The organism is Vibrio sp. J383 (assembly GCF_023503985.1).
Lineage (GTDB): Bacteria > Pseudomonadota > Gammaproteobacteria > Enterobacterales > Vibrionaceae > Vibrio > Vibrio splendidus.
In genome coordinates, this window is record NZ_CP097294.1 from 328,447 (window position 1) to 340,235 (window position 11,789).

Sequence of the window (11,789 nt, forward strand, 5' to 3'; positions counted from 1 at the left end):
TTGTGTTAACAAGTAGATTTCGAAAGTGGCTGAGATTCGATCAGCAACTGAGTCGCAGGGTGAGCAGGTGTGCTCATCACTTGAGGTGTCGGTCCATGCTCCACCATCTCGCCATGGTCAAGAACCAGAATTTCTTCACAAAGCGCCTTTGCCGCACCGAGATCATGCGTCACCAAAACGATTCGCATGTCGCGCTTATTTTTCAGTGAGTTAAGTAAATCCAGCAACCTTTGACGGTTCACAGGATCAAGGCTGGCAGTCGGCTCATCGGCCACCAACACTTCGGGTCTAACGACAAGAGCCCGAGCGATAGCCACACGTTGAGCTTGGCCTGTAGAAAGTTGATTCGGTTTCAGTGATAACAAAGTGGCAGGTAAGCCCACGTCCAATAGCGTCTCTTCAATAATGCTTTCATGATTACCAGAAACGTCTAAGTTGCTTAGCGGTTCGGCTAAGATCTGTCGAACGGTATAGTAAGGGTTGAGGCTTGTGTGCGGTTCTTGTGGCACTAACTGGATCAAGCGACACACCGTTGCCTGCGTTTTGCGATTGCGAATCGGCAGCGAATGGCCAAATAGGCTGATTCGGCCAACAGTCGGTGATTTTAGGCCAAATAACAGCTCAATCAGTGTCGATTTTCCGGCACCAGAACGGCCAACAATGGCTAAGCTTTTGTCTTCAACATTAAGGTCGATGTTCTGCAGCGCTTTGAACGCCTTACCACCCAGCCAACTTGGCACTGAGTAATAGTGCACACCGACATTCTCGAACTTAATCTCGATCGGTGTTTGTGTTTCTGAATCTATCACTGGCATTAACGGCGAGACTTCTGAATTTAGTGGTAAGGTCAGGCTCATTCAATTAAGTCTCTCAATGAACAACAGAAAGCGTGAGAACTTGATTCAAGCGCATGTTTTGGTGCGCCGTAAGCCACCACTCCACCATCGTCGATGACCAACAACTTGTCACACGCTAATGCGCTGTGCAGGTCATGAGTAATCAACAAGCCACCGATTTGTCGCTGTTTAACATTGTCTCGAATCAGCTTAAGTATCTCTTGCTCTGTCACCGGATCTAACGCGCTGGTTGGTTCATCGGCGATGATGAGATCGGCGTTACTCAGCAAGCCAATCGCAATACAAATCCGTTGACGTTGCCCTCCCGAAATTTGGCTCGGATATAACGGCAATATGGTTTCAGGGTTAGGAAATCCAAGCTGCACTAACAATTCAGTGAGTTTGATCTTATCTTGTGATTTAAGCTTAGTGCGCGTCCCCGTCAATGCCAAACTGAGTTGACCTTCAATGGAAACCAGAGGGTTTAATGCTTGAAGCGCATCTTGAAAGATAACTGCGGGGCGCTGTACTGCGGTTCTTTGCAACATAGGCAAGCCACACACGGCATCGCCAGAAAGAGAAATATGGCCTTCAACCTCAACCGTATCTGGCAGAAAACCCGCAATCGCGCGTGAAAGCATCGACTTACCAATGCCTGATGGACCCATGATCGCCAACAGCTCACCTCGATATACATCGAAATGAATATCTTGAAAAAGTGTTCTCGAAGAGGTTTTGATCGTTAATTGGTCAACAGACAGAAGTGGGGCGTTCACGCAGATACTCATAAATGGATGTTATAACATAACAACTCTATCATTAAGCCTACATGATGAAAAGCGAACATTTAACCGTATCGCATTTTATTTGTTGTTTGATTGACCATTTTTACTGGGTCATTAGATAGAAAAAGCGCCCTTAGCATAATGCTGTCAGGCGCTTTCAAAAGTACTGGCAATAACGATTGTGTTTCTAACCTAATGACACGCCACGGATGCGCCTTCTGTTGGAAGGCACTTCTGCTTAACTTGTGCGATGAACGGATACAAGAATGCAATACGTCCAAGATAAAACAAGGTAAACGCCAACCACAAACCATGATTGCCCCATAAATCGACCGAAAATGCCTGTACAGCCAAGAATACCGCCAAGGTAGCGATGCTAGAGTCTCGAACCGGACGTGTGGTTCCTGTTCCGGTAAAGATGCCGTAAACCGTTAAGCCAAAGCCAGACACCAGCGGGAACACAATCAACCACGGAGCCATCTCTTGATATAGAGCGACAAGCGTTGGGATATCGGTAAACAAGAAAACGATATTGTCTTTAAATACCAAGGTCAACAGCGTTAGTGCAGCAATAAAGCCGGCTGTCCATTGGAAATTGAGCCTTAACACACGGTCAAGCATTGAAGGATTTTTCTGGCCCACCGCTTTGCCTGCAAACACACTTGATGCGTTGGCAATGCCGTCAAACATGTAACTGACAATGAAGGTCACCTGCATCAAGATCGCGTTAGCAGCCAGAACATCGGCACCCAGTTTAGAACCAGTACGCGCCATCATATTGAAGAAAACTAAAATACAGATGGTACGAAGTAAGAGATCGGTGTTCGAAGAGATGATTGTCGATAGGTCTTTCTTGGTCATCTTCGAACCTTGTAGGAACTCAGAGATCGAGATATTGCTGGTCTTAATCACCAGTGTCATACCAATAGCGAAAGTAGTGACTTGTGCAATCAAACTTGCGTAGGCCACACCCGCAACACCCAAGTCGAAATAAAGTACAAACACCGCATCCAATACAATGTTCAACACGTTACCAAACACTTGTGTGTAAAGAACATCTTTGGCTTTCGCCTGCCCCATTAGCCAACCAATAATGGTGTAGTTGAGCAGTACAAAAGGTGCACCATAAATCAAAATACTGAAGTAGATATGCGCGTGCTCAGCCACTTTCGCTTCAGGTGCTATTACCCACATCGCGCCTTGCCAGATTAGCGGTTGTATCAAGATAAAGATCAAACCAACCAAACCAGACAGCACAAACGGACGCATCAAACTGCCCGCTAAATCAGAACTATTCCCTTTGCCCAGTGCCATCGCACTTTGCCCTGTCGTACTCACACGGAAAAAGCCAAACAACCAATAGATGGTATTCATGATGATGGTGCCGATAGCTACGCCACCAATCAGTTCAGCAATACCAAGTTGTCCGATAACAGCCGTGTCGACGGCGCCAAGCAGAGGCTGCGTCACCGTTGCTATGATGAAGGGGAAAGCTATTTTTAGATAATCTTTGTGGGTAATGGTCATATTGGCCAGTGAGTGATATTAAGAACTATTTGCAATTAGAACGGAATGCTATCGCTTAATCCGTACGTTGTCATCAATTACTGAGGTAAATTATCAACAAGCTTTCTCTTCATTACATCATCAACATAAGATGCCTTTCAGCCATTGAGTGAGCAAATTAGCCACAACAAATGAGTAAAGCCACGCTCGAAAAAAAGCAACAAAACCAATTACCGAGCCAATTCATTAGTTAGCCTGATAAAGGCTCAGTAAAAACTCACAGGGAGGTAGAAATCAAGCTCAAACACTTCATCACTATTGAGAAAATGGTTCCGATGATAATGCACATACGCAGGAGTCGAACGCTGTTTGAAACCAGAAGCCGGCAACCATTTTTCCAATACCATACTGATCTGTGGTAGCAGCTCACCATAACGACCATTAAGTCGAAACACGGCATGCAAACCGCCTGGAATCACCATCTGGTTCACGACACTTCGATACTTGATCGGCTCATCTATCGCGATGCACGCTACATAACGACACTGATCCATTTCAACCCAAGCGGGGTTAGAGTGATGCAAGCCGAACTGACTCGAAAAATCACGCTGTTCAGAGTTCGCCCATGCTTTCAATATCAACCACGCATTACGAATGGATCGGTTATAGCCAGTATGTCGAACATAAGCTGCCATTCGGTCTGATACTTCAACAATTTTAGGTTCCGGCAACTCCCGCTGCGACACATTCAAATAGCCTGCCGCCACTTCGGGATCTTTCAGGTAAGGTTTTTCTGCAATCTGTAAATCATGCTTACGCCATTCTCCGGGCGACATATTAAAAGTCGCTTTAAATGCTCGGCTAAACGAAGACACAGAGCTAAAGCCACATTTATGGGCGATCTCAACCACAGACGAGCTGGTATCGAACATTAATTGATTGGCCGCGTACTCCATTCGAGTGCGTCGAATGTATTGATGCAACGACTCCCCAACCACACTTTTGAACGTGCGATGAAAATGTTGCTCTGAATACGCAGCAATCTCAGAGAGCGCTTTTGCCGACAAAGGCTGACTGATGTCTTGGTGAATATGGAACAAAACATCATTGATTCGGGATATGTGTTGTCGTGACATCGTTCAAATAGCATAAATGGACATGTTTAAGAGCATAAACGGACACGCCAGTTTTTACAATTGCCGTGTAATATCAAGCGATAGAATAAAAACGATAAACGACGAGACACAACACATGGAAATCGCACAGTCATTACAACAGATTCAATCTTCATACATTCGAGAGATCCTCGCTGCCGCAAGCGATCCAAATGTTATTTCGTTGGCCGGTGGTTTACCCGATGCGAAAACATTCCCTATCGATTTAATGAAGCCTACGCTAGAAAACCTAGCGAACATGCCTGAAGTTTTCCAATACGGTTCGACCGCAGGTTATGGCCCGTTGCTTGATCACCTTACGCAAAGCTACCAATTGCCAGAGACTCACACAGCAATGATCTGTACCGGTTCTCAGCAAGGTTTGGATTTGATTGCGCGTGCGTATGTTGACCCGGGTGATGTAGTTGTGATGGAAGCGCCAAGCTACCTAGGTGCGATGCAGGTGTTTGGCCTAGTTCAAGCAAACATCGCTACCGTGTCTCAAACTGAATTTGGCCCGAACCTAGATGAACTGGAAACATGCTTTGCCGAGCAAGCGCCAAAAATGTTCTATGCCGTGCCTGATTTCCACAACCCAACCGGCGTGTGCTGGGCAACAGAAACTCGTCAAAAAGTGGCTGAGCTGTGTATCAAATACAATGTAGCCTTCATTGAAGATGCTCCATACCGTGAGCTACGTTTCACTGGTACTGAACTGCCGTTGGTATCGTCTTTCTGCCCTGATAACTCTATCGTTCTTCGTTCATTCTCTAAGATTGCATCGCCAGGCCTACGTATTGGCGCGGTAACAGGCAAACGCAGCTACCTTGAGCCACTGATCAAAGTGAAGCAAGGCGCTGACTTGCACTCAAGTGTACCCATGCAAGCGCTGCTTGTCGGCCTTCTAAAACATGAAGACTTCAACGTACATATGGAAAACATTCGCACACTGTACAAGTCTCGTTATGAGGTGCTGTTCTCAGAACTAGAAAAACAACTGCCTGCAGATTGTGTGTTAAAAGCCGTAGATGGCGGGATGTTCATTTGGGTTGAGATCCCAGAGTGCGATACCTTCGAATTAGCTAAGACTTTGCTATCGAATGGCGTCGCGGTAGTACCAAGCCCAGTATTCTATCCAAAGGCTGATGAAGCTAAAGCTGCACTGCGCTTAAACTTCACTAACGCTAACCCAGAAGAATTAACAGAAGCGGTGAAACGCTTAGCGGAAGTACTGAACCAAGCGTAATCGCTGACGATACTGACCGCTTTGGTGATTACCTGATCGGCTTGTTGCCGAAAAAGCCGCAACGAATCAGCATTAAGGGCCAATGTCATTCTCAACAAGAGAGTCACATTGGCCTTAATTTTAGGTCGCTATAAAACACAGAAAGGACATCACTTTGCCTCATTGTATTATCGAACACTCATCCACTATTGATGGTCAGCAACTCAATCAGAAAGTGTTTCTCGGCGCGATGGAATCTCAGTTGTTCTCACCAACAGGAGAAGACATCAAAGTACGCAGCCTTGCCTACCAGCATTACCAAACTGGTGAAGTAAAAGAAGACTTCGTGCATGTCTCTGTGCGTATTTTGTCTGGGCGTAACGAAGGCATTAAAACGATGCTCTCCAAGTCCATTTTGGATCAATTACTGACTCTTCCACTATCCAATGCTTCGCTGACCGTAGAGATCATTGATATAGAGACAAGTAGCTATTCAAAAGCCTTAGTTTAAAGGCAAGTCACAAACGAACAGCCTCTCAAATAGAGTGTTTTCAAAGCATTAGTTAGACAGCATGGAGCAATAAATGGAAGTGGTGATTGGTAACAACCCTGAATTGATAATGAAAGCACAATCCATTCGTCATCAAGTCTTCGTTGTTGAACAAGGCATACCGCACATATTGGATCTTGATGGGCTCGATCCTGTCTCACATCATGCACTCATCACCGATGAAGATAATTTAGTCGCGACTGCACGCTTGCACATTGATGAATCAGGACACTCAACTATGGCGCGTGTTGCTGTTCTACAGCCTTATCGAGGATCAGGTATCGCATCTGAAATTGTCATGGCACTTCTAAAACATGCCTCTGAACATGGTGCTAAAGTCATTGAAATCCACGCCCATCAGTACCTAAAGAATTACTATGAAAAGTTTGGCTTTGAGTTCATTCGTGAAGTAGAAATCGTCGGGGAACACCAGCTCATTGAAATGAGATACAACATAAGTTCGTAGCCAAATATTCAATAAGCAACAAGATATCACTAATTATCTGAGCTAAAACTGTTTATCAAATAGCTACCACCTCCACACACCTAAAGCCACACTAATAACAATGCTAAATAGCCCTACTTTTGGTTGGTTTTTGTCCTTCCTTGGCTTGGTTATACTGCGGCGGATTTTAATAAGCCAATATGGGCAAACCTGAGTAAATCAAATTCAGTATGTATCATAAAAGGCAACCGCTCTGGATTTACGTTCCAGCTCGCAGAAAGGAAAAACCATGTCTCAATATGTTGTATGTGCTCTGTATAAATTCGTAGCACTTGATGATTACCAAGAAATTCGCCAGCCACTCACTGACGTGTTAGAAGCTAACCAAATCCGTGGTACTTTGCTACTTGCGAGCGAAGGCATCAACGGCACCGTTGCAGGTAAGCGCGAATCTATCGACGCTCTTCTTAAATGGTTCAAACAAGATTCTCGTTTGGCTGATGTTGTTTACAAAGAGTCGTTCAACGAAGAACAACCATTCAACCGCACCAAGGTTAAGCTTAAGAAAGAGATCGTAACCATGGGCGTTGAGGGTATCGACCCACGCCACGTTGTCGGCACTTACGTGAAACCAAACGAATGGAACGCTCTGATTTCTGATCCTGATGTGATTCTGGTTGATACTCGCAACGACTACGAAGTCGATATCGGTACATTCAAAAATGCTGTAAACCCAAACACAGAAACCTTCCGTGAATTCCCTCAATACGTTGAAGAAAATCTCGATCCTAAGAAACACAAAAAAGTCGCGATGTTCTGTACTGGTGGTATTCGTTGTGAAAAATCAACAGCCTACATGAAAGAGCAAGGCTTTGATGAGGTTTACCACCTTGAAGGCGGCATTCTTAAGTACCTAGAAGAAGTACCAGAAGAAGAGAGCATGTGGGAAGGCGACTGCTACGTATTTGATGGTCGTGTTGCAGTAAACCACCAGCTAGAGAAGAGCGGCTACGACGTGTGTAACGCGTGTCGTTTGCCAATCACTGACGAAGACAAAGCCTCTGAGCACTTTGAGAAAGGCGTAAGCTGCCCTAAGTGTATTGATAAGCACAGCGACGAGCAGAAAGCCCGTTTCCGCGAACGTGAAAAGCAAGTTCAACTGTCGAATGCTCGTGGCGAAACCCACGTAGGTGGCGAAGCCGCTCACCTTATCGATCAACGTAAGAAAGAGAAGCTAGCACACAAAGAGCAGCAACGCTCTGGTAAGAAAGCGAAGTAGTTTTTAGTATTACGAAAATAACAAAGGGCATCAGCGAATCCACAATGGAACGTTAATGCCCTTTTTTGATCCTGTTCTCGCTTTGTGTTTTGAGCCACATTTCTTTCGATAAATTGCTTCTATACTGTTAATAATCCGACTAGAGAGGAAGTGCCAATGCTCAATGAAAACCATGCCTTTATCTTAGATTTCCCAGATCTTAAATTAGACATTGTTCAGCTCAACCACGACGACGAAAAATTCAAAGCAGACATGCAGAAATACCACCAACTCGACTACGACATCCGTCAGCTAGAAATCTCTGGCAGCCCTATCGATGACGACAGCATGCACAACCTCAAAGTTGAACGCATGGCGCTAAAAGACTCGCTACACAAACAGCTCACGCGCCACCACGCACTTAAGATCGTATAGAAAAATCAGGCCAAAACTCTATTTTAAGCCATGCACTACGCATGGCTTTTTGGTTTCATCACATCGCAAATCTAAGCTAATTCGGCGCCTTCAATTATGTTACTGTTTGCTTATTCAAAGGCGTTTGATAAGGAAGCGGACACTGTGGCAAGACAAGAAGAGAATATACAATTCCAGCTCGTTTCAAATTCTGAATTCGAAGAACGGTTTACGTGTGTTAAACAAAGTCTTTTCATACACGTCGATAGTGTTTTCGGTTGGGATGACGACTTCCAACGCCAACGACTTTTAAACGATTACCATCCCTCTTGGTTTCATTGGGTATACCGAGGAAAAGAGAGGATTGGACTTGTGTGTTTTAAGCCTTATGACAACGCATATCATGTTCACCTGTTGATCATCTCCCCACAATACCAAGGTCAGTCTCTCGGTAAAAAAGTCATGTCGCTCATGCATGAAAAAACGCTTCAAGAACAACGTAATCAAATCACTCTGTCGAGCTTTAGAAGTAACACTCGCGCCATTAGCTTTTATCAGTCACTTGGCTACGGAGTTGTTGATGAAGAAGATGATGATGATTTTGTGGGATTAACTCTCTACCTAACTAACCAAGTAAACGGTGAGTAGATAGAGAGCTTAATTACTAGCGGTCTGCAGAGATACCCAACTTATCGATTAACGACGGGAAACCCCAACCGTTCTCACCTGCCACCACAGGTTCTCCGGTCAAATACTCAAACAGCGTTGGCGCTAAAGATCCGTTAGCTTCGATTTTCAGTTGCTGAGAGTTATCGCCAATTGGCGCTCCCCAGAATCCGATGAAAGCATCTTTCTCTAAGTAATCCTCACCAGCATGACGCCCCGGTACCTTGGTGTTGTAGCCAATTCCCGCTTTAGGGAACAAGTTAACCGTGCCAGCCCTATCTTCAAGGTAGATATTAGCCAGTTGATTCACTGAATCTGGTCGAGGTGTTGGTTGCGTTAATGAAGTCCACTCAGCACTGCTACACCACGTTGTCACATCCGCTTTAACCGCTCGGTTAATACACTTTTCTACCAATTGAGAATATTGTGAAAAATCAGCTTCGCTTGGTGATGCTAGGTATGGATTTAACCTTTGCGTATTGAGCAAAATCGGCGCTCGGTTGTCTTCCAATGACTCATAGAGAAGCTTGTCACCTTCGCGGGTAATTAATTCGTCGACTCGTTTTAAATCTCGGTTACCAATTACACGAACAGCGCAACGTTGTTGATCACATGTGCTTTCTCTTACGACCATATAATCAAGACTCTCAGGCAAGCGTTGCGCTATCTGATTGATGATGTCTATGTTCTGACCAGCTGGCGCTGCAATCGGAGACCACTGCGTGAGTTCTTGGTAAACAGGCTGAACCTGCCACCCTTGAGCCGAATTAAAGAAGTCCATCATGAAGTTACCACCAGCTGTCGAGGCGACCACCACATCCAATTCCTTCGAGCTTGGGTAGCTTAGAGCATTGGTAATCTTAGGCCCTTCCCCCTCGTCCGAAGATATCTTCTTAACCACAATTGGATACTCTAGCTCTGCTTGTAAGCCTTCAAATACCTGCTTTTCGGGATTGAGCGCGTAGAACACTGGCGTTAAACCATGATCCCCTGCCATGCCCCATAGCGTTTTATCGTAAACGCCTGCACTGCGGTAAGTAGCTTCAATCTGGCGAATCCAATAGTCCAGTCGGTTAAGCTCTCCAGTCGGCATCAGAATTTCGTCACTAAAAGGACCGGTAAAGTGCGCGAAGTGATCTGGCCATGGGTTATACACCAAGGTGTAGTCTGGCATCCCTTTTCCATCTAACTCGGCAAACTGAGTGATCGACTGTTTAACCTGAGCTCTCTTTGAAAACTTAGTGAAAAAATCAAAGCCAGATATAGACTGATACGCTTCAATATCTTCAATCAAGGCTTGACGCTTTTCTTGCAAAACCACTTCGACTTCTGAACGTTCTTGAAGCTCTTTCACGCAGCGTTTCTCACCATAATCACGCAGTGACTCACCCAAACCTAGGTTTACTAAGCCGTCGTAAGTGGTGTGAGCATTCCAATCATATTGAGCGTTGCAGTTCAGCGTTTTGAGGTAATCAAGGCGATCAAACATGGTCTGAACCTTGTTGTTTGCCATCAACACATCCAGCTGTAGGGCATCATTACCGAAGAAGTAATACGCTCGGTCGATCTCTCGGTCAACAAAGTGGAAATTAGGGATACCCGTGCCACCTTGCCCCGATACTTTCGCGCCCGTTTTAATGATCGGTAGATTACGTACGCTGATCGTCGGAGTAGAAGAGATACCCACTCGGCTTATATTATTTCGATTCTCTTGATAGAGTTTTTTGAAGAACGGAAGATAATTCGGATCACGGTAGGTTTGTTCAGACAGAACCTCCATGAACCTCACCTGCTGTTGATGCTCAGGCTCAATCACCGTTTCTAGCTTAGGTTTGTATTGCGCTCGGTTTTTATGGTTCTGATAAGCAACCGAAATGAAAGGTGAATCTTCATCAACCAAGCCTTCGATCAACCCCTGCTGTAAACCATCGACAGTCACTTGGACCGCAAAACGTTTGTTCTGTTGCGATTCTAAGAACTGAATGAGCGCATCAGGCTGGTCACTGAACGCTTGCTGCATCCAATCATCGAGCGCTTCTGCACGTTCTTCTTTAAACACAAATTGTCGGTAGGCTTTCAGCAAGTTTAAGCGCACAAAATCAATAAGCGTGATGGTAAGAGCTTGTGCTTTGTTATTCGGCTTATCAGCGTTTTCTGGTTTACCATCTTCTGCAATCGCCAACATTGCAGACTTCATGTCGCCGTCATCCATTCCCAATGCCGCTTTACCGATCAAATCAACGATGATCGGTTGAATCTGAGCGATGATCGCTAGATCTTCAGGGCTATTAGTTAAGTATGTGTAATTCGCAGGGAGCGTGTCCATATCCTGCCAAACACCAATTTCGAATAACGCATCGTAGATAACCACCATGTTGGCAATGAACTGTTCATCGATACGAATACCTTCATGATGTCCCGTTGCTTCAGTCGAGGTATCTGGCTCGTGATACTCTGAGGTTGGCTTATCTCCAACATGATAGAGGCTATGTTCAAAGCCCTTTAGCGCCTGCTTATCATAAACCGTCGACAAGTAAGATTTGAACACATCTTCACTGCCCAAGCCTGAATAGCGGTCGTAATAACTATAGAGAAAATAACCCAGAGGAATTGAGTACGTCGGGTTAGATAACTGAGCAACGACTCTGGCTTTTGTTTTGACATCTAAAGGGAGAGCGAGAATATACGCATCTAATGTAACGCCACCAATCGTGAAAAGAGCTGCATCACGAGTGAGTTTGGCAGAATAACTTAGGCTTGAAAGCACCTGATTTTTCAACACTTCACTGGAGCTAAACACGCCACCAATGACGGGCGTTGTTGATATATCAGCGGCACTCGGAGCTGACGCAACCGCCAACGATAAGACACTGAATAAACTGGCGTAACTGCGAACGTGAGAATAAGAGCTCATCAAATTTCCTTTAGATCAACACACTTCTATAAATGC

At 45.1% G+C, this 11,789-nt stretch carries 11 protein-coding genes; 6 read left to right on the plus strand and 5 right to left on the minus strand.

The features are described 5' to 3' along the window. Nucleotides 1-5: 5 nt before the first annotated feature. The 4 genes from M4S28_RS18030 to M4S28_RS18045 form a co-directional block, all read right to left on the minus strand. A complete protein-coding gene (locus tag M4S28_RS18030; RefSeq protein WP_249633416.1) occupies nucleotides 6-857 on the minus strand; it encodes an ABC transporter ATP-binding protein in 852 nt (283 codons plus the stop codon). Beyond that, on the minus strand, nucleotides 854-1,612 hold the full coding sequence (locus tag M4S28_RS18035; protein WP_076648591.1) for an ATP-binding cassette domain-containing protein: 759 nt from the start codon (nucleotides 1,610-1,612) through the stop codon (nucleotides 854-856). The genes M4S28_RS18030 and M4S28_RS18035 overlap by 4 nt, the downstream gene beginning before the upstream one ends. Nucleotides 1,613-1,813: 201 nt before the next feature. Next, entirely contained in the window at nucleotides 1,814-3,148 is a 1,335-nt protein-coding gene (locus tag M4S28_RS18040) for an MATE family efflux transporter (RefSeq protein ID WP_249633417.1), read from the minus strand. 245 nt (nucleotides 3,149-3,393) lie between these two features. Then, nucleotides 3,394-4,263 (minus strand): AraC family transcriptional regulator, encoded by an 870-nt coding sequence (locus M4S28_RS18045; RefSeq protein ID WP_017085035.1) that lies wholly within the window; start codon nucleotides 4,261-4,263, stop codon nucleotides 3,394-3,396. A gap of 115 nt (nucleotides 4,264-4,378) precedes the next feature. Between M4S28_RS18045 and M4S28_RS18050 the strand changes: the two genes are divergently transcribed. From M4S28_RS18050 to M4S28_RS18075, 6 genes are all read left to right on the plus strand, one after another. After that, entirely contained in the window at nucleotides 4,379-5,527 is a 1,149-nt protein-coding gene (locus M4S28_RS18050; protein WP_249633418.1) for an aminotransferase-like domain-containing protein, read from the plus strand. A 154-nt stretch (nucleotides 5,528-5,681) separates the two neighbouring features. Beyond that, on the plus strand, nucleotides 5,682-6,017 hold the full coding sequence (locus tag M4S28_RS18055) for a 5-carboxymethyl-2-hydroxymuconate Delta-isomerase (RefSeq protein WP_017085033.1): 336 nt from the start codon (nucleotides 5,682-5,684) through the stop codon (nucleotides 6,015-6,017). Nucleotides 6,018-6,090: 73 nt separating this feature from the next. Next, a complete protein-coding gene (locus tag M4S28_RS18060) occupies nucleotides 6,091-6,522 on the plus strand; it encodes a GNAT family N-acetyltransferase (protein ID WP_065607892.1) in 432 nt (143 codons plus the stop codon). A gap of 268 nt (nucleotides 6,523-6,790) precedes the next feature. Beyond that, on the plus strand, nucleotides 6,791-7,780 hold the full coding sequence (trhO, locus tag M4S28_RS18065) for an oxygen-dependent tRNA uridine(34) hydroxylase TrhO (protein ID WP_017082996.1): 990 nt from the start codon (nucleotides 6,791-6,793) through the stop codon (nucleotides 7,778-7,780). A 156-nt stretch (nucleotides 7,781-7,936) separates the two neighbouring features. Beyond that, on the plus strand, nucleotides 7,937-8,194 hold the full coding sequence (locus M4S28_RS18070) for an HP1242/YdcH family protein (RefSeq protein WP_010432560.1): 258 nt from the start codon (nucleotides 7,937-7,939) through the stop codon (nucleotides 8,192-8,194). Nucleotides 8,195-8,290: 96 nt separating this feature from the next. After that, the gene (locus M4S28_RS18075) at nucleotides 8,291-8,821 is read left to right on the plus strand and encodes a GNAT family N-acetyltransferase (protein ID WP_249633419.1); all 531 of its coding nucleotides are present in this window, start codon (nucleotides 8,291-8,293) and stop codon (nucleotides 8,819-8,821) included. A gap of 16 nt (nucleotides 8,822-8,837) precedes the next feature. On the opposite strand, the gene M4S28_RS18080 is transcribed toward M4S28_RS18075, so the two are convergent. After that, nucleotides 8,838-11,753 (minus strand): alkaline phosphatase family protein, encoded by a 2,916-nt coding sequence (locus M4S28_RS18080; RefSeq protein ID WP_249633420.1) that lies wholly within the window; start codon nucleotides 11,751-11,753, stop codon nucleotides 8,838-8,840. Between the last annotated feature and the right edge of the window lie 36 nt (nucleotides 11,754-11,789).

Bases quoted from the DNA above. Each gene is read 5' to 3' on its own strand.
- M4S28_RS18030 (WP_249633416.1), bottom strand. From the start codon at position 857: ATGAGCCTGACCTTACCACTAAATTCAGAAGTCTCGCCGTTAATGCCA.
- M4S28_RS18040 (WP_249633417.1), bottom strand. From the start codon at position 3,148: ATGACCATTACCCACAAAGATTATCTAAAAATAGCTTTCCCCTTCATC.
- M4S28_RS18045 (WP_017085035.1), bottom strand. From the start codon at position 4,263: ATGTCACGACAACACATATCCCGAATCAATGATGTTTTGTTCCATATT.
- M4S28_RS18050 (WP_249633418.1), top strand. From the start codon at position 4,379: ATGGAAATCGCACAGTCATTACAACAGATTCAATCTTCATACATTCGA.
- M4S28_RS18060 (WP_065607892.1), top strand. From the start codon at position 6,091: ATGGAAGTGGTGATTGGTAACAACCCTGAATTGATAATGAAAGCACAA.
- trhO (WP_017082996.1), top strand. From the start codon at position 6,791: ATGTCTCAATATGTTGTATGTGCTCTGTATAAATTCGTAGCACTTGAT.
- M4S28_RS18070 (WP_010432560.1), top strand. From the start codon at position 7,937: ATGCTCAATGAAAACCATGCCTTTATCTTAGATTTCCCAGATCTTAAA.
- M4S28_RS18075 (WP_249633419.1), top strand. From the start codon at position 8,291: ATGTTACTGTTTGCTTATTCAAAGGCGTTTGATAAGGAAGCGGACACT.
- M4S28_RS18080 (WP_249633420.1), bottom strand. From the start codon at position 11,753: ATGAGCTCTTATTCTCACGTTCGCAGTTACGCCAGTTTATTCAGTGTC.